Raw genomic sequence first — 21,798 nt, forward strand, 5'->3', positions numbered from 1 at the left:
CGACGACCAGTGCTACGGCGACCAGTAGAACGACGACCAGTGCTACGGCGCCCTGTAAGAGGCCCGCGCAGCATGAAATTTTCAACTAGATTTGTGTTCTGCAGCAGGCCTGAAATTACTTGTTGAATTTCATTTTGATCCATTGCCCTCATTCCAACACCCCATCTTAAATAATTTAAATGTTGACATGTTGTATCTTATGGCTTGTATAAACCACTTGTTACTGAATTGTTCAAAAATAGATTAGCGTGTATTTTCTGTGTCAATCCTGTTGTAGCTGCCATACAATGAACAACAACAAATGAAAAAGAGGGAATGTGGTGATGGGTATTTATATAGAAGGGATGCCGCAAAATTACTCTCTCTATATTCACCCCAAGGACTTGTATGAACTGCGGAGGGACGTATGGTGTGATGATCCTGTTCCTGGAAAGTTGAAAATCGGCAAGGTTAGATATGACATTGATATTTCCTATCGAGGTGCACATACCCGCGAATTTTCTAAGAAATCATATTATATAACGTTTATTAAGCCGGCTTTATGTGGCGGAGCACGAGAAATCCATTTGAATGCAGAGTTCTGTGATCCTTCCTTGATCCGAAACAAACTTTCCTTCGATTTTTTTAAAATTCTGGGGGTGAATTCTCCACAAGCAGAACATGTATCGTTTACGTTAAACGGAAAATATATGGGTGTTTATTTACAGCTTGAATCGGTCGATCACTTATTTCTTAAGAAGAGAAAATTACCGGCCGGCCCTATTTATTACGCAGTAGATGACGACGCAAACTTTTCACTTATTAGCCCGGTGGATAAAAAGGCAAAAAAAAAGCTGGAATCCGGATATGAACGTAAAACTGGAACAGATGAGGATGATGCTTTTCTGCGGGAACTCATTTATCAGATTAATACGATTTCACAAAAGGATTTCGGAAATCAGATTCAAAAATTTGTGGATGTGGATAAATACTTACGCTGGTTAACCGGCGTAATCTGTACACAAAATTACGATGGTTTTGTTCATAATTATTCTTTATACCGTAATAGTGCATCCGGGTTATTCGAAATGATTCCCTGGGATTATGACGGGACGTGGGGAAGGGATTGTAACGGTAAAGAAATGAGATACAATTATGTTCCTATTGAAGGGTATAACACTCTGACTGCCCGTATTCTGGATGTTCCACAATTTCGGGCTAAATATCGTGCCTTGATTGAAGAGGTACTGGATACAACGTTTACCGTTGAAGCCCTGGAGAACGACATAATAGCCTTATACAAATGGATCCGTCCCTCCCTGCTAAATGACCCGTATAAACAGGAGGAGGTTGAACAATTCGATAAGGAACCTGATTTTATTTTCCAATTTATCAAGAAGCGAAATGAATATCTAAAGGAACATTTATCTGATTTGGAATAAAAGGAATACGAATACAGGAGAATACACGCTCAGTGTATTCTCTATTTTTTGCGGGAAACGCCTTTATCCCTTTGAGAAAGCAGTTGTGAAACGGTGACAAACCTGTAGCCGTCCCTGGTTAGCCTATTCAGGATGCTTTCTACTGCCTGTACTGTCTGCGTCCGGTTTCCCCCTGCGTCATGGAAGAGGACGATGTTTCCAGGACGGGCATTTTTGCACACCTTATCGATAATTCTTTGCGCACCTGGATTTCTCCAGTCTTTGGTATCCTGCGTCCATGACCACATCACTACAACGTGATTTCCCAGCTTCGCAGCTTCTACTACTTTTTCATCATAAACTCCGCCTGGCGGACGGAATAGCGATGGGTATATACCTGTAATGGCATGGATGATATCATCGGTATCCTTAATTTCTTTTTGAAGCTGGAGGGAGGAAATCGCGTTTAATTGAGGATGCCGGTATGTATGGTTGGCAATCTCATGCCCGTTCTGAATCATTTCATTAATAAGGGCAGGGTTGCTTTCGGCTTTGCTGCCGATGACAAAGAATGTCCCTTTTGCCCGGTATTGTTCCAGCAGCTTGAGGATGGGCCGTGTATATCTTGGATCCGGGCCATCATCAAATGTGAGGGCAATGACTTTTTCCTTTGTGTTTATTTCCCACACGATGCTCCCCTTTGATTCCCAATAAGCACGGGTATTTTTCCCGGCATGCACGTCTTCGCTGCCAATAAAAAAAATCGAAAGAAAAAGAACGAACAGAGAAAATGGTTTTACCATCTTATTCACCGCCTTTGCGCTTTTCTAAACTGTCGTTTGATTACCGGGAGTGGTGATGATTAGAATATATGGCAGTCCTTTATAGTATCCGCAAATTTTAAAATCAAACTCCTGCATTTCATTCGCGTCGGCTCTTTTTAATTTTTGCATCATCCATTTTTCTAAGTTGAATTCCCTATCTGTATTTGGCTAGTCTAACGTCGTCTAATAAGGTAGACTCTTATAGGGCAAGGCTTTGTTTTATTTCTATAGAGAGTGAGGGATGTAACATAAGGACCTTACAGAAACGGAGAATGAAAGGTCTTTTGCTTATTGGGGCGAGACTCAGCCTGTTTTTTAGTTTTGTTGTTCTTTGTTTTACTTTGTTCGATTGGCACAATGTAAAGGGTAAATTTATTGAGTTCTTTTCTCATCCGATAACCCTTATCATGATGAGCCTGTTGTATGGGCTTGCTTTTCTTCTGCGGGCGGGCGCCTGGAAATTATATGTGAATAAAAAGGTGCCTTTTTCTGTTTATCTTTATGCTTTATTTTACAGCTTGTTTATTAACCATGTGATGCCGCTTAAGGTAGGGGACGCTGTCCGAATCGGATTTCTTGCGAAAGAAAAGCAGGTACACTGGGATGAGGCGGTTCACTCTGTCGTGGTTATGCGGCTTCTCGATTATCTTGTACTGGGACTTCTTGCTGGTGCAGGTTCCTTATGGCTAGGGATAAATACTTCGTGGAACGTTATGTTTTGGATTCTTTTTGCCGGAGGTTTTTTCATTATCCTCTTCTATGTTTTAGGCATACAACGGAATAAAGGTTTTTTTGAAAAGCATTTCCAAATACTAAAGGAAGCCTTTTCAGGAAAAAAAGGCTGGGTCATTTCACTAAGCGTTGCAGTCAGCTGGGTCACAGAATCGTTTGTTGTTATTGGGGTTACACAAGCTTTATCGGTAAAGCTTATGTTTTTTGAAGGACTGTGGGTAAACAGCATGACGATTGCCGGCCAGCTATTTCATTTTACTCCGGGGGGAGTCGGCACGTATGAAAGTGTGATGACTTTTTCGCTCGTTACGGCAGGGGTGTCCTGGGAAGATGCCTACACAACGGCACTCTTAACACATGGATTTAAATTTGTATTTTCATACGCTGTGGGCCTGTGGGTTTGGCTGGCCGCTCCCATACAATGGGCTGAAATAAGCAGGTGGATGAAAGGGAAAGCAAGGGGTAGAGAAAATGAATAAAATCGCAGTCATAGGTGCAGGGCACGTAGGGTTAACAACCGCCGTTGGGCTTTCTCATTTAGGTTCATACGTTGTGTGTGCGGACATCGATAAAGAGAAAATTGGTTCCCTTACAGAGGGGAGAATTTCAATTTATGAGCCTGGCCTGGAGGCGATGCTAAAGCAAAATATAGATGAAGGTCGCCTGGCATTTTCAGCGGACGTTCAGGAAGCGATTCAACGGGCTGATGTTATTTTTATTGCCGTAGGCACGTTCGGAGAAAACGGAGGAGACACCGATTTAACCGCATTATTTGATGTTGCACAAGAGATCGCAGAAAAAAGCAACACAGACAAAATGGTTGTTATTAAAAGTACGGTTCCACCGGGGACGAGTGAAAAGGTAAAAGAAATCGTTGATTCCTTTACGGATAACAAATATAGAATCAACATTGTAACGAACCCGGAATTTTTACGTGAAGGAAACGCGGTTCACGATTTCCTTTATCCAGAAAGAATTGTCATTGGATTAGAAGATTCTTGTCTTACTGAAACGATGCACACGATTTATCAACCGCTTATTGCGCGGAATGTGCCTCTTATCATAACGAACTACAGAACGGCTGAATTGATTAAATATAGTGCCAACAGTTTCTTAGCGATGAAAGTGACATTTATTAATGAAATCGCAAGGCTGTGCGATGTTTTAGGCGCAGATGTCGAAATTGTGGCGGATGCGTTAGGAAAAGATTCGAGGATTGGGGCTCAATACTTACAGCCGGGTCCGGGGTATGGAGGCTCCTGTTTGCCTAAGGATACGGAAAGCCTTGCCCATATCTCCCGGGAAAGAAAGATGCCGCTTCCGATACTTGAAGCCGTCATCGAAAGCAATCAGGTTCAAAAGCAATACGCCATCCAAAAAGTGAAAGACTTTTTTCCGGATTTGAAGCGTATTTCCCTCGGCGTGTTAGGTGTATCCTTCAAGCCAAATACAGATGATGTGCGCGAGTCGCCTTCGATTGCAGTGATTCATCAGCTTTTGCGGGAAGGAGCGACGCTGACGCTATTTGATCCACAGGCAATCCATCATGCAAGGGAGATATGGGGAGACCGTGTTCGATATGGAAAGGATGAATATGAAACGGTTACGGCGAAAGACGGGATGATTATTTTAACAGGGTGGGCTGCTTTTCAAAACCTCGATTTTGACAAGATCTATCGCAGGATAAAAGGGAAGGTGATCTTTGATTTTCGCAATCTATACAACAGAGGTGAAATGGAAAAAAGGGGTTTTTCTTATGTTGCGATTGGAAAGTAAGCAAAAAAATTTTGCCCTATTCTTATTGACAATAACTATCATTCCCATTACAATGGCTTTATGATTGATAACGATTATCGTTACTATTACATAGAAAGCCTGATAATAAGAGAGGGGATTTTTCATCATGCAACCATGGAAGGTCGTAGCATCAACAGCATTAGCAATGAGTTTATTTGTAACGGGGTGCAGTGAGGCAAGCAAGCCGGCACAGAAGACAGAAACTACACAGAACCAGGCTGCGCAGACAAGTACGCCTGCACCTGCAGCTTCTGAAACAAAAGAAATATCATCCGCTGATTTCGTAAACGCTGCAAAAGAGCTGGTTGGAGAGATAGAAAAGGGCGTAGATGGGGGTAAAGTCGATTGGGAAAAAGTACAAAAAATTCATGATGATAAAATAAAAGAACGAGTTCAGGCGATGGATGCGGAAAGCAAGTCCCAGGTGAACGAGCAGCTTACTGCAGCGATGGCTGCGGGAAAAGAAGGATCGCTCACTGTTAAGACGGCTGCGGAGCTCTATGAAAAGCTCATGCAGAAAGTAGCCTTCCTCTCTGTACGTCATGATTTTAAAGAAGCCAATGACAATTTCGCGAAGAAAGAAGATGCGAAAAAAGAAGTGGCTGAAGCGAAAGAGTTTTATGACGGACTCTTGAAGGGAATGGTTGAGAAGCGTGACACTGCTTATCAAACCCAGCTGATTAGCACGATCGATGGCGGATTCTCAGAAATGAACAATGCGATTGATAAAGGAGATAACCTGGGCTATAACCTTGCTAAACAAATGGCTGATAAGTCGCTCATGAAGGCATTTTATTTAGCTTCCGGGGCAGAAAAAGGCTATGGATATAAGATTGAGAAGTTCGTAAAAGAGGGCAGCAAGGAAGATATTAAAGCTGCACAGGCGGAAGGATGGGCATTCTTCCAGTCTTTACAAGGGTATTTAGAGGAACAAGATAAGGCTGATGCTGATTTCATTAACAGCCAGTTTGACCTTTCCAATGATCCGAAAAATATCAAGGGTGATAAAATCAACCAGGCGTATGTCCGTGCTATTGCTTCTGTAGCAAAGGATGAATATGGGCAATCATTTAAGAACTGGGGCAAAGATAAAGCGGTTATCACTTCGCTTGAAGGGGCTCTCTTCCTTGACATGATTAAGACGGACCTGAATAAAGCGCTGGGTGGAGAAGCCAAGGCCAAGGCACTGCTGGACAATGCCCAGCAAGAGCTTGAAGCTGTCAAAGCCGGCAACAAGGACAAGGCAACTGAAATCCACAAAAAAATCGACGCTGATTTGGATAAGCTAATGAAATACGGAAAATAAAGTGGTAGAATACTAGCCATAATAAATGAATAGTAGGAGGGTTGGAAATGGCTTTTAAAAAGAAGTTCATATCCTCCCTCTTTGTTTTGTTGCTGCTCGTTACGTTAATGCCGTTCTCTGCATTCGCGTACACCTATGGCAATCCAAACGAAGAGGCGGTGGCGGAAAATTATAAGCAGGTAATGGCGAAGCTCAACCAGAATCCACCTGATTTTGCGGGAGCGCTGCAACTGTTTAAGCCAATCCAAAAAGAACTTGATATGCATATGGGTCCAAAACCGTCCCAGGTCATTGAAAAAGCATTAAACGATAAAAATAAAGAAACGGCCGTTTATGCTTATCAGCAAACGCTTGTGTTAAATATGGCGAGACGTTTGGAAAGCATTGAAAAAGATTTTGCAAACTATCAGCAAAACAAATTGCTGCTTGCAAAAGCGTTAGCTACATATGATGCTCTTTCACCGGTTATAAAAGGAAAAGATGCTGCTTTAGATCAGAAGATACGCGCCGATTTTAATAAGGCACTTGAATCGCTGGGAAATCCCGGCCTATTCGGAGTAGGGGTAAAAAAGCCTGATCAAAATACATTTACAGCGCAAAAAAATGACATCCTTAAAAGCCTGCAAACCCATTTTAATATGAAAAGCCTGGAAGTAGGGCATTTCATGGCTGGCGAAGGCCCTGGCAACCCGGCAAACAACGGCACTTCCGCGGGGATGGGCGGTTTGAAAAACTGGATTCCGATTGCTGTGATTGTGCTGGTACTTGGGTTTATTGTTTATCGGACGATGCGCAGGCGACGCGGATAAGTATGAGGAAGCACCTTATTCTGGCTTTCATTGCTCTGGCCGTGTTTGGATTGCGCCTTCCTTTTCTTGCGCACGGACCTGGCGGATGGGATGATGTGGATTTTGCGCTTGGAATAAAAAACTTCGACCTTGAGCAAATGCAGCCGCATTTTCCCGGGTATCCGATCTACATGCTCGCTGCCTTTATGGCAGCGATTTTTATTAAAAATCCATTCTATGCTTTATCGGTACTGTCCGCTCTTTCTGCAGCCCTTACTGTTTTCCCGTTATATTGTCTTGTTGAAAGAATAAGCGGAAGAAAAACAGCCTTATGGATTGTTTTGTTTTGGGCTGTGAATCCTCTTGTTTTTGTACTTGGCACACAGCCAATGTCTGATAGTTTCGGGAATCTGTTAGCGATGCTTCTTACTGCTGCAAGTTTTTATGCGATGGACTCCAGTATGGAAGAGAGAAAAAGAGCGTACGCCTTGCTGGCGAGTGGTATTTTGCTTGGCCTTTTGTACGGCGTACGAATTTCATACATTGCCTTTGGGGCTGTTCCCCTGTGGGCTGCATTTGTATATATACGCGATACACGCCGCTGGCAAGATGTCATTGGGGCGGTATCTTCGGCTGTTCTTGTTTGTTTACTATGGATTTACGCTTTGATAGGCAATGTGGGAAGTTTTTCGGGTTTCTGGAAGCTGGCATTGTCGTTCACTGGTGGTCACTTTTCCGACTGGGGCGGCACTTACACAGAAGGAGGCTTCCTTGCAAGGGTTTCTTATTGGGTAGGCCGTCAGTGGCTCGGTGCAGGGCTCGGGACACCATGGAGCCAGCAGCAGTCCGTTTTTAGTTATATCCTACTATGGTTAACGTTCGTTGGGATCACAGGGAATCTTATTCGTTGGAAGAGACAGAAAAATCAAAAGTGGGAATGGAAAAAAGCCGGTTTCCTTCTTATGTGGATTATTCCTTACATAATTTGGGCGTTTTTTGCCCAAAATGTAGAGAAACCACGCCATATCCTTCCGCTGATTGCTCCGTTTCTATGGATGCTTATCATGGGATTATCGACGTGGAAGCGAGCAGGCAACTATCTGCTTCTCACATTTGCAGGATGCATGCTGGCTGTAAGCTGGACGCAAATTCGGGAGCAGGCCGTTCTGCCCTCCCCGATGGTACAGTTATCTGCCTATTTGGCGAAGCACGCAGCTCATCAATCCACTATTATTTACACATACGAGGAAGAGCGGGTCATTCGTTATGAACAGCCTTCCGCGAACACCGTCAGGTTAAGGAAATGGCCCGATTTCCAGGTGTCCTTGCTTAATTACCCAATCTTGCCTGAACGTATTTTTCTTACAAACAGCGTGGCAGATGGATTTCACATGGCGGAAATAAAGAAGTATATGAGGGAAGCTGCCCGGTTTAAAGGCAGTGAATGGCTTTATCCGACATACCACGACATTATTTTATATGAGGTTAATCCAGCGAAAAAAGAAGAGTGGCGTTCCTTTCTCCAGGAAAAATGAGAATTGACGGGAATGGACAGTAGCTTTATAATGAGAATGAGAATAGTTATTAATTGGCACGGGGTGACATAGATGGAATTACAGGCTTTTTTAATTACGTTCCGTGAAGCGCTGGAAGCATTGCTTATTGTTGGAATTATAAATTCCTATTTAAAGCGGGTGAACCGTCCGGAGTTTACAAAATACGTGTGGCTGGGTGCTATTTTAGCGGTAGCGGCTTCAGCCGGCCTGGCGCTTGTCTTCCAGGTTATCCTTGACGGATTCGCATCGATGGGTGCCCATACTTATATGAAAGTCGGCATCATGCTGATCTCCGGTGCGTTACTTACCCAGATGGTATTCTGGATGGCGGAGCAATCCAGGCAGATGTCCGGTAAAGTGCAGGGGAAATACGATCAATTTATTACAGCCGGTAATGTTATCGGCATGGTCATCCATGCCTTTCTCGTAGTCGTGCGTGAAGGGGTTGAGACGGTATTTTTCTTTGCCGCGATCACCGGGGGAGATATTGGAAAGGCCATGCAAACATGGGGCTCCTTAAGCGGGCTTATCCTGGCGGCTGTTGTTTCCTTCTTCTTCCGCGGAACGATGCGCATTCCGCTCAAGACGTTCTTTAAAGTTACGGGTGCATTTATCGTTTTAATTGCTGCGGGCCTTATCGTACAAGGGGTTTCTATTATGCAGGACCTGCGTATTATCGGGACGGTTGCCCCCCACATCTATGACTTAACATGGCTGATGCCGGAGCATCCGATTGATGCTGCCCATTTTATACGGGATACGGGCCAGCAGCCCCTTATTTCCGGGCAGGTCGGAATTTTCCTGAAAGCACTGTTTGGCTACTCCTCCGCTCCTTCGTTGGAAGAGTTTCTAGTCTATTGGGGATATTTCTTAGCTTTGTATTTGCTGCTGCGTGGCCGCGAGGAGAAAAAGACGAAGGTTAGTCAGCAATCGGTAGCAAAAAGCCATGTTCAGGTAAAGGAAGTTTAAAATGAAAATGATGATTACAGGGGGAGCCGGCTTTGTCGGCTCCCATGTTGTGAAAAGGCTTCAGGGAGACCATGATATCCTCATTGTTGATTCCCTTCATCCTTATTATTCCCCTGGGTGGAAACAGCGCCGGCTAAACAGCATGGCGGGTTATAAAAACATACAGTGGCGCAAGGTGGATATATGCAGCCAGGAAGCGCTTGAAGCTTTATATGCTTCTTTCCAGCCGGATTGTGTTATTCACCTTGCCGCCATTCCAGGGGTACAGCCTTCTTTAGAGGATCCCGCGGCATATGTGGATGCTGATGTAAAAGGGACGGTGAATCTGCTTTCGCTCGCGGCAAAATATCAAACGTCCCGTTTTGTTTTTGCTTCTTCCTCTTCCGTGTATGGAACCGATGTGGCTGGACCTTCCCGAGAGGATGAAGAGCTTCAGCCGGTATCCCCCTATGCTGCGGCAAAGGCAGCCGGGGAAATGTTCTGCCGTACATACCAGAGGCTGTATCATTTACCGATTACCATTGTCAGGCCGTTTACGGTTTATGGGCCTGAACAACGTCCCGATATGGCGCTTTGGAAATTTGCGATGAAGATTTATCACGGTGAGCCGATTACCGTTTATAAAGGAAGGATAGGGCGCGATTATACCTATGTAAACGACATTGCCGACGGCATAGCAAAGGCAGCCCTGTTGCCTGCAGCTAGAAATAGAACGTACAACCTTGGTAATGGAAAGGTTGTCCCTATACAAGACCTCGTGCTGGAAATCGAGAATGCTCTGGAGCGGAAAGCGATGATTGAATGGCGCGACCTTCCTCTGGGTGACGTACCAATGACATGGGCGGATACAACACGAGCTGAACAAGAACTGGGATTCCGAGCGATGGTACCGATTACGGAAGGCATCCGCCGCTTTGCTGATTGGTTCTTGCAGGAAGGAGTAAAACGATGAAAAAAGCTTCGGCAATCGAAATTGTTATGGCACGCTGCTGGAATGTATTAAATGAGAGTAAGTCCTTTACTCCCGTTTATGTCATTTCTATTTTTTTAATGTATTATGCAATGGATTTACGGGTAACATCCTTCTTTATTTCGCTGTTGTGCATGCTGCCCGTGTTTCTTATTTATTATGTATATGATTTTCCCCTGCACCTGAGGTGGTTTCTTCTCATTCCTCTTGCCATTGGCGGCCTCCTGTTTGGAGTGGTGGAACCAAACATCTTATGGTTTTCGCTTGGCATGTATATTTTCTTTACGGTGTTTTTCTGGGGGACATTATATTACCATCTCCGTATCGGAACAACGTGGTGGAATTTTCTTCGCATATGGAAATTATTTTTGAAAAACAGTGATTCAACGAGCGGAAATGTATTCGAGCAGCTGCCAAAAGTGTTTTTGCAGTTAATCCTCTTCTCCGCCATCTATCAAGCAGAGGATAAAGGAAGCATGGCAGGAGAACTCGTCCTTTTCTATAGCGGGCTCGCCGTTTTTTCCTATGTTATCCATCGATATTTATTTAATTGGAAGCCTGTCGAATACCCGGCTTATACGGAAGCGGAGGACTTGCCTGCACAGCCGCTGGCCAAACGCGTCGTTGTGGTTGTTATTGATGGCTGCCGAAAGGAAAGGCTTTATCAGGCTGATGCGCCATTTCTTCACAAACTCATGCAGGAGGGCACGGTGTATGAAACCATGGAAACCATTTACCCGGCCCGGACGGTCACTTGTTTTTCTTCTATGTTTACGGGGACATACCCCAGGGAACATGGAATTAAATCAAATATGGTATGGGATTTAGGTGTAAAAGTCGAGAGCATCTTTGATGTATTGAAAAAACAGGGAAAAAAAGGCGTTCTTTTTGGCTGTGCCCACCTTATTGATGCATTCGGTGAGTATGTGGAGAGCTTTACGGCTGTATCGCACAATGATATTGTTGACAAAAAAATTATGGACCAGGCTAAGGTCATTTACGAACGCGAAAACCCTGAGCTATTCATCGTTCAGATGATTGCGGTTGACCAGACGGGCCATAGCCGGGGCGTCCTTTATCCAGAATATCTGCAAAAGATAAAAGAAGCGGACAAGCTGGTTGAAGACTTCCACGGCTGGCTTACCGAACGTGGGGACATGGAAGACACTGCTTTTGTGGTCATGGCCGATCATGGCCAGGGGAATGGCATTGGCGGGCACGGGCACCTTGATGAAGGGGAACGTTTCGTTCCATTCTTCATGCATGGGCCGATGATTGCCGGCGGACAGCGAATCGAAGACTTCCATAGTATTGTATCGGTTGCCCCTACGATTAGCGCGCTATTAGGCGTGTCATTGCCTGACCATGCGAGGGGACCTATATTAAAAGAAGCATTTAAAGAAGGCGGGGGAGAACAGCATGAAGAAACTCATCGTCGTTATTCCGGCGTTCAATGAGGAAGCATCCATTGCAAAAGTAATTAAAAAAATCCCACGCCATTTTAGCCCACAGGTAAAGGTTGAAGTCCTGGTCGTTAATGACGGTTCTGTTGATCAGACGGTATCGATCGCGAAAGAGGCGGGTGCCGAGTATATTTTATCGTTTTCGGTAAATAGAGGATTAGGTGCAGCCGTTCGTGAAGGATTAAAAGAAGCGTACCGTATGGGAGCAGACCTGGCGGTCATGATTGACGCTGATGATGAGTACCCGGCTGACCACATCCCCCGGGTTGCAGCTCCCATTCTAACAAAAGAAGCTGACTATGTACTCGCATCGCGTTTCAAACGCCGTGTTCGAGGAATGAAAGTTTACCGGCGCCTGGGTAATTATTTCTTTACTCTGCTGCAAGTCCTATTGTTAAAACGCTGGCTTAGTGATGGCCAGACAGGTTTACGTGCCTTTTCCCGTTCTGTCCTTCGTGATATGGATATTATCCATGACTATAACTATGCCCAGGTAATGACCATAAACATCGTGGGGCAGGGATACCGTCTAAGCGAAGTCGATATTCCATATAAAGTACGTGAAACGGGAAAATCTTTTATTACGTTTCGGTATGTGTTTAAGGTCTTTCCAGCCATTTGGCGTGAATGGCGGCGTGTGAAAATGGAATACAAGAGACGGCCTGATTATCCTTCTCTTCCTACGACATCGACACAAAATAAGTAAGAGGGCAAAATCCAATTCTCGTTTTATGCTTATTGATTTGCCGTAAAGAGTAATGTGATATAAAGCAAAGAAGCCGCTTATGGAGAGCGGCTTCTTTTATGCTGCGAAAGGGATTTAGAATGTTTTTGCCATTTCCCGGGCACGTGCGATCGCTTCTTCCTTAATCGATTGTGCGCGATCCGGAAATTGGTTATGGCCTTCGATAAAAATTCCTTCAAAGGAAGGGACGCCAAAGAAATTCATAATAATGCCGAGGTAGCGGTGGCCCATTTCAACGTCGGCTGCCGGACCTTCCGAATAGATACCGCCGCGTGCCTGGATGTGGAGCGCTTTTTTGTCTGTTAGAAGCCCAACCGGTCCTTGTTCGGTGTATCTGAACGTTTTTCCGGCTGTGCAAATGGAGTCGATATACGCTTTCATAATAGGAGGGAAAGAGAAGTTCCACATTGGTGTTACAAATACATACTTATCGGCGGCAACGAATTGATCCGTCAGTTCGGAAAGGCGCCCGACTTTTGCTTTTTCCTCTGCGGACAGCTGGTTAAATTCACTGCCTGAACGAAGTTTTCCCCAGCCGCTGAATACGTCGGCGTCGATATGGGGAATGTTTTCCCTGTATAAATCCAGGCGGATGACTTCGTCGTTCTGGTTAGCTTCACGGTATGCCTGGATAAAGGCATTGCCTACTGCCATACTATAGGATTGGGATTCATCATGCGGATGCGCGGTAATATAAAGAACGGTTGCCATGAAATTTACACCTGCCTTCTCGAATTTAAATTTTGATAACCATTCTTATCTTTCATTAGTTTCCCGTTTTTATTCATATTGAAAAGTACCGATGGCGATAAAAAAAACCAGCTTATCGAGCCATGCATAGATAAGCTGGTTTTTATGGGTCCGGAGTTCGGGCTGGTACATGTTTTATCCGTTAAAAGATTGATGTGTTGTTCGTAGGCAAATTGAGTGCCGTCTCGGCATTTCTCATATCGAGCTGGATTTGTTCCCCAACGTTATAAGCGTGATAATGCCCTCTGGCCATCATGTAAGTGCTAATTTTTTCGTGCATCGCAATTTCTTCTTCTAAATGCTTACGTAAAATAGCACGAACTTCCGGGGTTGCTGCTTCCGTTACCGCTATTGCATAGTTTCTAACCGCAGTCTTAGCCGAGAACAATAAATCGAATTCGATGACCTGGTCTGTCATTGTGTTCATGCCTGTTAAATTCTCGATAACTGAATTCACTTCTGTGACCCTCCTTTACTGTAGATTAGCACGTGATAATATGCTTTGTAGTTCCTTGATTTGCCGCTTTGTTATTTCTACATCCTGCTGCAGAATTGATTTTAGTCCTTCATCTGACGCGAGCAGCTGCATCATAGAGGATTTTGTACAGCAAAGGTTTTGAAAAGAGAGCAGCTCATGGCTTTCCAGTGTCTCATGCAGAGCTAATTGTCGATTCTCCATAGGTCCACCTCCTATCCGCCCTTATTGTTATCCAAATAAGAGGGAATATTCCTATCCATTTAAGGGAATTCGTGAATAAAAACGCCCTTCCACTGTATTGAGTGGGAGGGCACTGTTGTTTTTACTGCGCTATCGTAACGTAATAAGGTTACTGGGTAAATCCGCCCTGAGCAGCTTCACGCTGAAGATCGTTAGCAATATCCTGTCTTACTTGCTGGGCCTCAGTTCCGGCGAATCCTGGCTGCATCATGGATTGAGCGCCTCCGAATCCACCAGCTTGCATAGAGGACTGAGCGCCTCCAAATCCACCAGCTTGCATAGAGGATTGAGCTCCTGCAAGGCTACCCTGCATTCCAGCAAATCCAGCCTGCTGGCCAAAGTTATTCTGCATTGCTTCACGCTGGAGGTCGTTTGAAATCTGTTGTCTTACCTGTTGTGCGTTCGTTCCGGCAAATCCTGGCTGCATCATGGATTGAGCGCCTCCGAATCCACCAGCTTGCATAGAGGACTTGAGCGCCTCCAATCCACCAGCTTGCATAGAGGACTGAGTTCCTCCGAATCCACCAGCTTGCATAGAGGACTGAGCGCCTCCGAATCCACCAGCTTGCATAGAGGATTGAGTTCCTGCAAACCCGCCTTGCATGCCAAAGCTATTCTGTGCTGCTTCACGCTGAAGATCGTTAGCAATATCCTGTCTTACTTGCTGGGCCTCAGTTCCGGCGAATCCTGGCTGCATCATGGATTGCGCTCCTCCGAATCCACCAGCTTGCATAGAGGACTGAGCGCCTCCAAATCCACCAGCTTGCATAGAGGATTGAGCTCCTGCAAAGTTACCCTGCATTCCAGCAAATCCAGCCTGCTGGCCAAAGTTATTCTGCATTGCTTCACGCTGGAGGTCGTTTGAAATCTGTTGTCTTACCTGCTGTGCGTTCGTTCCGGCAAATCCAGGCTGCATGATGGATTGCGCTCCCGCAAATCCAGGCTGCATCATGGATTGAGTTCCAGCAAACCCGCCCTGCATTCCAGAGAAGCCAGCCTGTTGGCCAAAGTTATTCTGCATTGCTTCACGCTGGATATCATTAGAAATTTGCTGTCTTACCTGTTGTGGGTTCGTTCCGGCATAGCCAGGCTGCATGATGGATTGAGTGCCTGCGAATCCAGGCTGCATCATAGACTGAGCCCCTGCAAAACCTCTAGCTTGCTGTCCTTGCTGAGCCAGTTGCTGTGCAACCTGTTGAATTTGTTGTAGTGATTGCTGCGCTTGTTGAGCTGCTTGGTAAATACGTTGTGGCATAGTAATTCCTCCTTGTATTTGTAGTAAACATACAAGTTTATAATGTCCATGGTTTTTATTTTTATACACCAAATATTTCTACCTGGAGAGAATAATGCTTGTATTATCGGGAAAACCAAATACTGGCTGCAAAACAGCAATAAAAACAGCAAGGTAGAGAGAAAGGGAGGGATACATACAATGTTTACGCATTCTATAAAGACGATCCTGGGGATTGATGTTCGTGCCAGAAGAAAAGAAGAGGATCCCTATGCGAAGGAACGATTTGAAAAGCCTTTATTACAGCGGAACATAAATGGGAGTGAAACGGATGTTCCGTTAGATGTAAGCAGGCTGTGGGGATGGAAGAAAGAGCTGTAGACTTTGTGCAAGACTTCTGCTATTCATCAATTAAGGAGAAAAGGTAAACGCTGCGTTCGCCTTTCCTCCGCAATTCTGTTTGATTCGTTACGTAGCAGCATTAAGATGGGACAAACCGAAGACAAAAACTCCTGGTACATGAGAGTTTTCAATCATCAAGGCGGTGTGAGAATGAATTGGGTCATTAAATCAAAGCATAAAAATGAAGAAGAGAGAACGATTGCGCTGGAGTTAGAAGATCAAGACGGTACGTTTGATGCTAATATTAGATGGGATGGATGTATGGAAATACACATACGTTCAAAAACAGAGGAAGACAACGTACTTGTTGATACAATACATACGTGTGACATAGATGGATTAATAAGCAAGCTAGAAGGGTTGAAGCAGGCGTGCCTGCATTATCTTGATGATTTTAAGCAGGAGGCCAGGGAAGAGCAAGAAGACAAGTAACACCATTCATTAATGGCGCTCCAGTTGTTAATGGAAATACTAGATAAAGCAACCTTAGCCCATTAGTATAGAGGTAACATGATGATTGTTCAAATTATGGAAGAATCGTAAATCTTCCGCAATCTGTGGTACTGCGTCAGCAGCATGGTTGGTTAACGGGAATCGTTAGCGCAATAAAAGCAGCGCCAGTCTGGAACATTATTTTCTTGTTCCTGGCTTCAGCTGCTTTTGTTATTGGCGTGAGTCTAATACTTTATTTTTGTAGAACACCCACCTCTACACCTGGTGGCGGTTTCATGAATGGCAATTCTGTAGAGAAGAAATGTACAAGCAAATGACATTATGGATATCGATTGATAAGGACACTCTTTTATGTATGGAGCATGAATAGAAAAGGGTCTCAGGAAATCAGATGAATGATGTCTTTAACCAGCTCGTCAAAATCATGATCACTATCTATGGTAATTTGATCCTCAGTCAATCCGTTAATGAAATAGGTGCCTGATAGATATGTCATGTGAATGGGCGTCCCATCCTTAAGGGTTAGTTCTAGGTTACCTTGGTGACGTGTTTTAAAGGTAAGATCGTTTGCCTTCTTTTTTTGTTCTGCGTTTACTTCCAAATCCCTCATCTCCCTCGGTTGTAATGAAATATCTGTCCTTCTACAGGTTCTTGATAACAGTATACCTTCTAATGGATGATTCCATGAATAGTCCTATAGCAATGCTGCGTTTCGTGGGGAAAGAGAGGGCTATTAGGTAGGCTGGTAGGTGTGTCAAATATCAATGTACCAGTCCAAAGTGATTGTACATTCACGATGGCTTGTTTCTTTTTATAAAATAAAGAAACCGTTGATTTGTTTATAGAAGGGAGGACAGTGCCAGGTGATAGGGGAAGTCGGCAAAGTACTGTTGTTTGTTTACTTTGGTTTTGAGCTTCTCACATCAATTTTGTTATGGTTTAAAAACAGAAAATACAGCTACCTTGTTTATGCTACGAAAGATGCCAAAGAATTGTTTTCCATTGCCAATCAATTAAGTACAGTAGATATTCCGTTTCGTGTACGATTTCATAATCATGTAAAACTGGACTTGGACAAAAGCCTAGAAACAATGGATAAGCCATTTATGCGCTGCATCTATGTAGAAAAAAGAAATCTAGAACGAGCTCTGGATGTAATTGACAATCAGGATAAAGAGCAAAAGTAACGTCATGTAAAAAAGCCGTTCACACTTCAAAAAAAGTGAAAGCGGCTTTGTTGATGAATCTAGCCAAACCCAAAGGCCAATCCACTGTGGATGCCCAGAAAATTCAAGGATCCCTTCGAATGACGCGGGAGGACTGGCGCAGGTCCGTTAGCCCCTACGGAAGAGGATCCGTTCTCGGCTTTTTACACGGTGTGCTTCCGGGAATCGGGCCCACCCTTTCTTCGTTTGCTTCCTATGTTATCGAACGTAAACTCTCGAAGCATCCGAATCAGTTTGGAAAGGGAGCCATAGAAGGGGTAGCCGGACCTGAGACGGCAAATAATGCGGCTGTGGGTGGTGCCCCTTGTATTGGGACCGATGTTAGAGCAAAATTTTCGCAGAACGATGAATGTTGCAAATGGGAATCTTATAACTTTCGTTGAACGTCCTATATCCCTGACCATCCTTATTTTAATTTTCCTGGTCGTTCTACTTCCTCAAATCCTAACTATTGTGAAACGACGAAAAAAGCGGATGATGGATGCAGAGTTGAATGTAGAAAAGGAGTTCTAAAATAAAAAAGAAGGGTGTTTCAGATTACTGAAACACCCTATTGCTTGTACGCCTGGCATGGGTGAAATTCCTGGGGTTTCATTTTACAAAAAATCTATTTAAGAAAGATTTACTTCACTGACTTTAAAGAAATGGATCAATTATTAGGAAAGAGTCCCGACATTATCGTGATCCCTTACATGCCTATAGCTGACCAAAAGAAATATAAACCCGTCCTATCATTTCGTTAAAAATCCGAAGTTGGACCCGTATTATATTGATCGGAGCAAAGCTATTTATATAGCAAATCAAGCATTTCAGTGGAACAAGAAAAAGACAGGCGTGCTGCTGTATAACGGGATGGAGGATGTAAAACAGTGGAAGGAACAGGGCAATGCGAAGGAGCTTCTATACCTGCATAGCGACTCGCCGGCCATGTAAAGCTGGAAGTTTAAATCAAGGAGCCGCTCTGAATATGCGGCTCCTTAATCGTAAACTCTAAAGTTAACCTATATGTTTTAGAATGGTGGTATATACCATGAACCTTATTGTGACAATTCTACAAATTTGTTTTTTAACCGTCCTTTTTTGGTTAGGTAATCTGATAACTAAATACCTGCACATCCCATTACCAGGAAGTATTGTAGGGTTGGTTATCTTGTTTCTGTTGCTTCAAATTAAGGTAGTCAAAATTGAATGGATAGAGCGAGGGGCTACTTGGCTTCTTGCAGAATTACTCCTATTTTTTATTCCTTCGGCAGTTGGAGTAGTGAATTATCAGCAAGTGATAAGCTCACAAGGAGTTAAGTTAATAACAGTCATTGTCTTGAGTACATTGACAGTAATGGCATTCACCGGTATTACTGCTCAATTCATAGCGAAACGTACGAAAGGTGGATATCATGATTCTCGTGCCAAAAATCGTTAGTATCGGTATCACTTACTTAGTATATTGGCTTAGTAAGGAATGTTACGTTCGCTGGAAAATAGTTCTACTATCACCTATTTTAATCAGCCCGATTGTTCTAATTGTCCTGCTGCTAATTTCGCATACTTCTTATAATACATATATTGAAGGTGCTAAATGGTTGACCTATTTATTGGGACCTGCAACTGTAGCGTTTGCAGTGCCAATGTACAAACACATTAATTTGCTGAAAAGACATTTGTTTAAAGTTATTTCCAGTGTCACAGTTGGTTCTGCCGCGGCCATCGTATCTTCCTTCCTCTATGCCATGTGGATGCACCTAAGTACAGCACTAACCAATAGTTTAGTGCCTCGTTCCATAACTACACCTGTTGCAATGAACATTTCCAAGACCATTGGAGGTATTCCAACCCTTACGGCGGTCTTTGTCATTATTACTGGCATAACGGGTGCTGTTGTCGGCCCTTCACTGATTCGGATACTTCATATTGAGAAATCAACAGCTAAAGGACTAATGCTTGGTATGAGTGCACACGGGGCAGGAACATCAAAGGCATTTGAGATGGGCGAGTTGGAAGGGACATTTGCAAGTATAGCTATGATTGTTGCAGCTATAATAACCATTATTCTGGCATTTACCATCTTTCCTGTTTTACAATCAGAACTTATGATTTAGGGGCCAGTAGGGTCTGGAAAACGAGAAAGAAATGTACGATTTTGGATTAAATGAAAGTTATTAAAGGGGGGCAAAAGAATTTGTACTATCTTTTTTTACTTTGCACCAGCCTGCTTTATGCCGGTAACTTTGTCTCCGGAAAGGTTCTTGTTAGGTATACAACACCTCTCACTGTCACCGATCTTAGATTGCTCTTAGCGATACCATTGTTGATTCCCCTTGTATGGTGGAAAGAGCGTAGGCTGCTCCCGCCCCTTAAAAGCATTCCGTTTCTTTTTGTCATGGGAGCTACAGGTGTATCTTTGTTCAACATTTTCACATATATAGCATTAGAATGGACCTCACCAGATGATGTCGGTCTTTTAACCGCTATAAATCCGATTGCCATTGCTATTGCTTCATACTTGTTTTTTAAAGAACGATTATCTCTGATACAAGTTATTGGGATGCTGATCTCTCTTATCGGGGTGATTGTCGTTATTTCCAATGGACAATGGAGCAGATTGGCTCATTTCCGTTTTAATGTAGGAGACTTATGGATGTTAGCCGCCGTGGTTACCTGGGGACTCTTCGCAGTGGCCGGGCGCAAGGCGATGGAATATGTTTCGCCCTATATGTCCACACTTTGGGCATCCATTTTTGGCGTGTTAATTATGCTTCCTTTTAATTTACCTATTCACCTCACACATTCAAATGCTGCATTTTGGAGTTACATGTTGTATTCCGTTATTGGCGGAACAGTCATCGCTACAATACTTTGGAACATTGGGATTAAAGAAGTAGGACCAACAAAAGCTGGAATATTTCTTAATTTCAATCCCATTTTTACAGCCATATTAGCATTCTTATTACTAGGAGTTGGTGTCACCGTAGCACAAATTATTGGTACTGTATTAGTGATTGCCGGTGTAACCTGGTTTACACTGGTTGGGCATAAAAGAAACCATGCTTAGTTAAATATAAAGAAATTACTTAAAGTATAGAAATAGTGTATAACTGGTATCTCCAAGTAACTGTTTTTTTGAACTGACGGGAATTAATAAAGAGGAGAACTTGTAAGAAGACCTATGAAGCCACAAAATGTTTGTTCACTTTGAAATTATTAAAAGAGGGCGTCCCAAGCTGCTTTTGGGACGCCCTCTTTTATTTATACATCTTTATCGTGCTCTACCTAAATATAAACCAGCGAGTGGTATTACAAAATAGCGGTTTGAAAATCCTTTACATTATAACTTGCTAAAAGCATCGGTTAAAACAGGAACGATTTGTTTCTTGCGTGATACAACACCCTTAAGGGTAGCCGTGTTATTAACAAGGGTCACGTTATAAGCTTGTTCTACCGCATGCGCCTGGCGGCCGAGTGCGAGTCCGATCGAATCATTATTTAAAATGTCTGTAACAACAAATAAGAATAAATCCAATTCCTTCTCAGCAATCCGCTGTGAAAGTGCCTCCTCCAATTCCTTCTGCTGTGAAAGGACATCGTTTGTATCCACTGCATTTACCTGGGCGATTTCAACTTTGTAGCTTCCCATTTGGAACTCTTTTGCATCAAGGGAAATGAGTTGTTCAATCGTTTTGTCACTCAAATCGGCTCCGGCTTTCAGCATCTCTAATCCGTAGGTTTGTGGATCCACTCCTGCAATTTTAGCAAATTCATGGGCTGCTGCTACATCCTGTTCTGTACATGTCGGCGATTTAAACAAAAGAGTGTCAGAAATAATCGCTGACAGCATTAGTCCAGCCATTTCTTTGCTTATTGCTACTCCGTGTTCCTTGTAGATTTTATTTAAAATCGTTGTTGTACACCCGACTGGTTCAGCGCGGTAATATAAAGGATCGCTTGTTTCGAAATTAGCGATACGGTGATGGTCAATGACTTCTAACACACGAACTTTATCGATGTCATCTGCGCTTTGCTGGCGTTCGTTATGGTCGACTAAAATGACACCGTTCACTTCGTTTGCAACCGTCTCAACCAGACGGGGTGCCGCTACCTGAAAGTAGTCTAACACAAATTGTGTTTCCCCATTTATCTCACCTAAACGGACAGGTTCAGCATTCATTCCTATTTTGTTCTTTAATTCCGCATACACAATCGCTGAGCAAATTGAATCTGTATCTGGGTTTTTATGCCCGAAAACAAGTGACTTTTCCATAGAATTCTCTCCTTATAACAGTTTGAATATCTAAAGTTTACCTTATCAGATGCTACGTGTCTATCGGACCTTGAATTTCGTAGTACAACCTATGTCCACGATGTTAATCCGGATGAGTTTTTGCTTGAACGCAAGGAGACATGGAATGGATAGACAAATTTTTCTATTTCAATTATAGTAGTATTTGATAAAACCACTATTTTTTGAGGA

24 protein-coding genes and 1 pseudogene are annotated in these 21,798 nt (G+C 43.5%); 18 read left to right on the forward strand and 7 right to left on the reverse strand.

Translation table 11 applies throughout. The features are described 5' to 3' along the window. The first annotated feature begins 323 nt into the window (after window positions 1–323). The gene (locus tag MBEAL2_RS00005; protein WP_304511113.1) at window positions 324–1,421 is read left to right on the forward strand and encodes a CotH kinase family protein; all 1,098 of its coding nucleotides are present in this window, start codon (window positions 324–326) and stop codon (window positions 1,419–1,421) included. A gap of 41 nt (window positions 1,422–1,462) precedes the next feature. Here MBEAL2_RS00005 and MBEAL2_RS00010 read toward each other — a convergent pair whose 3' ends face one another. Next, a complete protein-coding gene (locus MBEAL2_RS00010) occupies window positions 1,463–2,203 on the reverse strand; it encodes a polysaccharide deacetylase family protein (RefSeq protein ID WP_047150302.1) in 741 nt (246 codons plus the stop codon). Window positions 2,204–2,496: 293 nt separating this feature from the next. Here MBEAL2_RS00010 and MBEAL2_RS00015 point away from each other — a divergent pair, with 293 nt between their 5' ends. From MBEAL2_RS00015 to MBEAL2_RS00055, 9 genes are all read left to right on the forward strand, one after another. Next, window positions 2,497–3,435 (forward strand): lysylphosphatidylglycerol synthase transmembrane domain-containing protein, encoded by a 939-nt coding sequence (locus MBEAL2_RS00015; RefSeq protein WP_052947322.1) that lies wholly within the window; start codon window positions 2,497–2,499, stop codon window positions 3,433–3,435. After that, window positions 3,428–4,732, forward strand: coding sequence for a UDP-glucose dehydrogenase family protein (locus MBEAL2_RS00020; RefSeq protein ID WP_047150303.1), 1,305 nt, complete (start codon window positions 3,428–3,430; stop codon window positions 4,730–4,732). The genes MBEAL2_RS00015 and MBEAL2_RS00020 overlap by 8 nt, the downstream gene beginning before the upstream one ends. A gap of 127 nt (window positions 4,733–4,859) precedes the next feature. Then, on the forward strand, window positions 4,860–6,059 hold the full coding sequence (locus MBEAL2_RS00025; RefSeq protein WP_047150304.1) for a hypothetical protein: 1,200 nt from the start codon (window positions 4,860–4,862) through the stop codon (window positions 6,057–6,059). Window positions 6,060–6,106: 47 nt separating this feature from the next. Next, entirely contained in the window at window positions 6,107–6,868 is a 762-nt protein-coding gene (locus MBEAL2_RS00030; protein ID WP_047150305.1) for a hypothetical protein, read from the forward strand. 2 nt (window positions 6,869–6,870) lie between these two features. Continuing rightward, on the forward strand, window positions 6,871–8,382 hold the full coding sequence (locus MBEAL2_RS00035) for a glycosyltransferase family 39 protein (protein WP_047150306.1): 1,512 nt from the start codon (window positions 6,871–6,873) through the stop codon (window positions 8,380–8,382). A 72-nt stretch (window positions 8,383–8,454) separates the two neighbouring features. Continuing rightward, window positions 8,455–9,372 carry an FTR1 family iron permease gene (locus tag MBEAL2_RS00040; RefSeq protein WP_047150307.1) on the forward strand — a complete coding sequence of 306 codons (918 nt, stop codon included), beginning with the start codon at window positions 8,455–8,457 and terminating at the stop codon, window positions 9,370–9,372. 1 nt (window position 9,373) lies between these two features. Next, window positions 9,374–10,324 (forward strand): NAD-dependent epimerase/dehydratase family protein, encoded by a 951-nt coding sequence (locus MBEAL2_RS00045; RefSeq protein WP_047150308.1) that lies wholly within the window; start codon window positions 9,374–9,376, stop codon window positions 10,322–10,324. Further along, window positions 10,321–11,799, forward strand: a complete 1,479-nt coding sequence (locus tag MBEAL2_RS00050) for an alkaline phosphatase family protein (RefSeq protein WP_047150309.1) — start codon at window positions 10,321–10,323, stop codon at window positions 11,797–11,799. The genes MBEAL2_RS00045 and MBEAL2_RS00050 overlap by 4 nt, the downstream gene beginning before the upstream one ends. Next, a complete protein-coding gene (locus tag MBEAL2_RS00055) occupies window positions 11,762–12,511 on the forward strand; it encodes a glycosyltransferase family 2 protein (protein ID WP_047150310.1) in 750 nt (249 codons plus the stop codon). The genes MBEAL2_RS00050 and MBEAL2_RS00055 overlap by 38 nt, the downstream gene beginning before the upstream one ends. Before the next feature lie 114 nt (window positions 12,512–12,625). Here MBEAL2_RS00055 and MBEAL2_RS00060 read toward each other — a convergent pair whose 3' ends face one another. From MBEAL2_RS00060 to MBEAL2_RS00075, 4 genes are all read right to left on the reverse strand, one after another. Further along, a complete protein-coding gene (locus MBEAL2_RS00060; protein WP_047150311.1) occupies window positions 12,626–13,261 on the reverse strand; it encodes an FMN-dependent NADH-azoreductase in 636 nt (211 codons plus the stop codon). 181 nt (window positions 13,262–13,442) lie between these two features. Then, on the reverse strand, window positions 13,443–13,757 hold the full coding sequence (locus MBEAL2_RS00065) for a spore coat protein (RefSeq protein WP_047150312.1): 315 nt from the start codon (window positions 13,755–13,757) through the stop codon (window positions 13,443–13,445). Between the two features lie 15 nt (window positions 13,758–13,772). Further along, window positions 13,773–13,979 carry a hypothetical protein gene (locus MBEAL2_RS00070; protein ID WP_047150313.1) on the reverse strand — a complete coding sequence of 69 codons (207 nt, stop codon included), beginning with the start codon at window positions 13,977–13,979 and terminating at the stop codon, window positions 13,773–13,775. Window positions 13,980–14,127: 148 nt separating this feature from the next. Beyond that, window positions 14,128–15,273, reverse strand: a complete 1,146-nt coding sequence (locus MBEAL2_RS00075; protein ID WP_047150314.1) for a hypothetical protein — start codon at window positions 15,271–15,273, stop codon at window positions 14,128–14,130. A 180-nt stretch (window positions 15,274–15,453) separates the two neighbouring features. Here MBEAL2_RS00075 and MBEAL2_RS00080 point away from each other — a divergent pair, with 180 nt between their 5' ends. After that, window positions 15,454–15,633, forward strand: coding sequence for a hypothetical protein (locus MBEAL2_RS00080; RefSeq protein WP_047150315.1), 180 nt, complete (start codon window positions 15,454–15,456; stop codon window positions 15,631–15,633). 171 nt (window positions 15,634–15,804) lie between these two features. After that, entirely contained in the window at window positions 15,805–16,086 is a 282-nt protein-coding gene (locus tag MBEAL2_RS00085; RefSeq protein ID WP_047150617.1) for a hypothetical protein, read from the forward strand. Window positions 16,087–16,486: 400 nt separating this feature from the next. On the opposite strand, the gene MBEAL2_RS00090 is transcribed toward MBEAL2_RS00085, so the two are convergent. Continuing rightward, window positions 16,487–16,708, reverse strand: a complete 222-nt coding sequence (locus MBEAL2_RS00090) for a hypothetical protein (protein ID WP_047150316.1) — start codon at window positions 16,706–16,708, stop codon at window positions 16,487–16,489. Window positions 16,709–16,970: 262 nt separating this feature from the next. Between MBEAL2_RS00090 and MBEAL2_RS00095 the strand changes: the two genes are divergently transcribed. The 6 genes and pseudogenes from MBEAL2_RS00095 (at window position 16,971) to MBEAL2_RS00120 (ending at window position 20,382) form a co-directional block, all read left to right on the forward strand. Next, window positions 16,971–17,294, forward strand: coding sequence for a hypothetical protein (locus tag MBEAL2_RS00095; RefSeq protein ID WP_047150317.1), 324 nt, complete (start codon window positions 16,971–16,973; stop codon window positions 17,292–17,294). Window positions 17,295–17,329: 35 nt separating this feature from the next. Then, window positions 17,330–17,635: pseudogene (locus MBEAL2_RS00100) on the forward strand (tripartite tricarboxylate transporter permease); the annotation flags it as partial. 451 nt (window positions 17,636–18,086) lie between these two features. Beyond that, on the forward strand, window positions 18,087–18,266 hold the full coding sequence (locus MBEAL2_RS32570) for a hypothetical protein (protein WP_047150319.1): 180 nt from the start codon (window positions 18,087–18,089) through the stop codon (window positions 18,264–18,266). A gap of 97 nt (window positions 18,267–18,363) precedes the next feature. Beyond that, entirely contained in the window at window positions 18,364–18,753 is a 390-nt protein-coding gene (locus tag MBEAL2_RS00110; protein WP_047150320.1) for a CidA/LrgA family protein, read from the forward strand. Beyond that, window positions 18,728–19,429: an LrgB family protein gene (locus MBEAL2_RS00115; protein WP_047150321.1), complete on the forward strand. Its 702-nt coding sequence runs from the start codon at window positions 18,728–18,730 to the stop codon at window positions 19,427–19,429. Before MBEAL2_RS00110 ends, MBEAL2_RS00115 begins: the two co-directional genes overlap by 26 nt. Before the next feature lie 80 nt (window positions 19,430–19,509). Next, window positions 19,510–20,382 (forward strand): DMT family transporter, encoded by an 873-nt coding sequence (locus MBEAL2_RS00120; RefSeq protein WP_236692645.1) that lies wholly within the window; start codon window positions 19,510–19,512, stop codon window positions 20,380–20,382. A gap of 273 nt (window positions 20,383–20,655) precedes the next feature. Here the strand turns inward: MBEAL2_RS00120 and MBEAL2_RS00125 are convergent, their stop codons facing one another. Next, a complete protein-coding gene (locus MBEAL2_RS00125) occupies window positions 20,656–21,588 on the reverse strand; it encodes a manganese-dependent inorganic pyrophosphatase (protein ID WP_047150323.1) in 933 nt (310 codons plus the stop codon). Between the last annotated feature and the right edge of the window lie 210 nt (window positions 21,589–21,798).

It is taken from the genome of Aneurinibacillus tyrosinisolvens (genome assembly GCF_001015055.1).
GTDB classification, from domain to species: Bacteria; Bacillota; Bacilli; order Aneurinibacillales; family Aneurinibacillaceae; genus Aneurinibacillus_A; species Aneurinibacillus_A tyrosinisolvens.

Excerpts from the sequence above, each read along its gene's own strand:
- MBEAL2_RS00005 (WP_304511113.1), top strand. The coding sequence starts at position 324 with ATGGGTATTTATATAGAAGGGATGCCGCAAAATTACTCTCTCTATATT.
- MBEAL2_RS00075 (WP_047150314.1), bottom strand. The coding sequence starts at position 15,273 with ATGCCACAACGTATTTACCAAGCAGCTCAACAAGCGCAGCAATCACTA.
- MBEAL2_RS00060 (WP_047150311.1), bottom strand. The coding sequence starts at position 13,261 with ATGGCAACCGTTCTTTATATTACCGCGCATCCGCATGATGAATCCCAA.
- MBEAL2_RS00125 (WP_047150323.1), bottom strand. The coding sequence starts at position 21,588 with ATGGAAAAGTCACTTGTTTTCGGGCATAAAAACCCAGATACAGATTCA.
- MBEAL2_RS00080 (WP_047150315.1), top strand. The coding sequence starts at position 15,454 with ATGTTTACGCATTCTATAAAGACGATCCTGGGGATTGATGTTCGTGCC.
- MBEAL2_RS00115 (WP_047150321.1), top strand. The coding sequence starts at position 18,728 with ATGATTCTCGTGCCAAAAATCGTTAGTATCGGTATCACTTACTTAGTA.
- MBEAL2_RS00025 (WP_047150304.1), top strand. The coding sequence starts at position 4,860 with ATGCAACCATGGAAGGTCGTAGCATCAACAGCATTAGCAATGAGTTTA.
- MBEAL2_RS00050 (WP_047150309.1), top strand. The coding sequence starts at position 10,321 with ATGAAAAAAGCTTCGGCAATCGAAATTGTTATGGCACGCTGCTGGAAT.
- MBEAL2_RS00035 (WP_047150306.1), top strand. The coding sequence starts at position 6,871 with ATGAGGAAGCACCTTATTCTGGCTTTCATTGCTCTGGCCGTGTTTGGA.
- MBEAL2_RS00085 (WP_047150617.1), top strand. The coding sequence starts at position 15,805 with ATGAATTGGGTCATTAAATCAAAGCATAAAAATGAAGAAGAGAGAACG.
- MBEAL2_RS00110 (WP_047150320.1), top strand. The coding sequence starts at position 18,364 with ATGAACCTTATTGTGACAATTCTACAAATTTGTTTTTTAACCGTCCTT.
- MBEAL2_RS00070 (WP_047150313.1), bottom strand. The coding sequence starts at position 13,979 with ATGGAGAATCGACAATTAGCTCTGCATGAGACACTGGAAAGCCATGAG.
- MBEAL2_RS00015 (WP_052947322.1), top strand. The coding sequence starts at position 2,497 with ATGAAAGGTCTTTTGCTTATTGGGGCGAGACTCAGCCTGTTTTTTAGT.
- MBEAL2_RS00040 (WP_047150307.1), top strand. The coding sequence starts at position 8,455 with ATGGAATTACAGGCTTTTTTAATTACGTTCCGTGAAGCGCTGGAAGCA.
- MBEAL2_RS00055 (WP_047150310.1), top strand. The coding sequence starts at position 11,762 with ATGAAGAAACTCATCGTCGTTATTCCGGCGTTCAATGAGGAAGCATCC.
- MBEAL2_RS00045 (WP_047150308.1), top strand. The coding sequence starts at position 9,374 with ATGAAAATGATGATTACAGGGGGAGCCGGCTTTGTCGGCTCCCATGTT.
- MBEAL2_RS00030 (WP_047150305.1), top strand. The coding sequence starts at position 6,107 with ATGGCTTTTAAAAAGAAGTTCATATCCTCCCTCTTTGTTTTGTTGCTG.
- MBEAL2_RS00010 (WP_047150302.1), bottom strand. The coding sequence starts at position 2,203 with ATGGTAAAACCATTTTCTCTGTTCGTTCTTTTTCTTTCGATTTTTTTT.
- MBEAL2_RS00020 (WP_047150303.1), top strand. The coding sequence starts at position 3,428 with ATGAATAAAATCGCAGTCATAGGTGCAGGGCACGTAGGGTTAACAACC.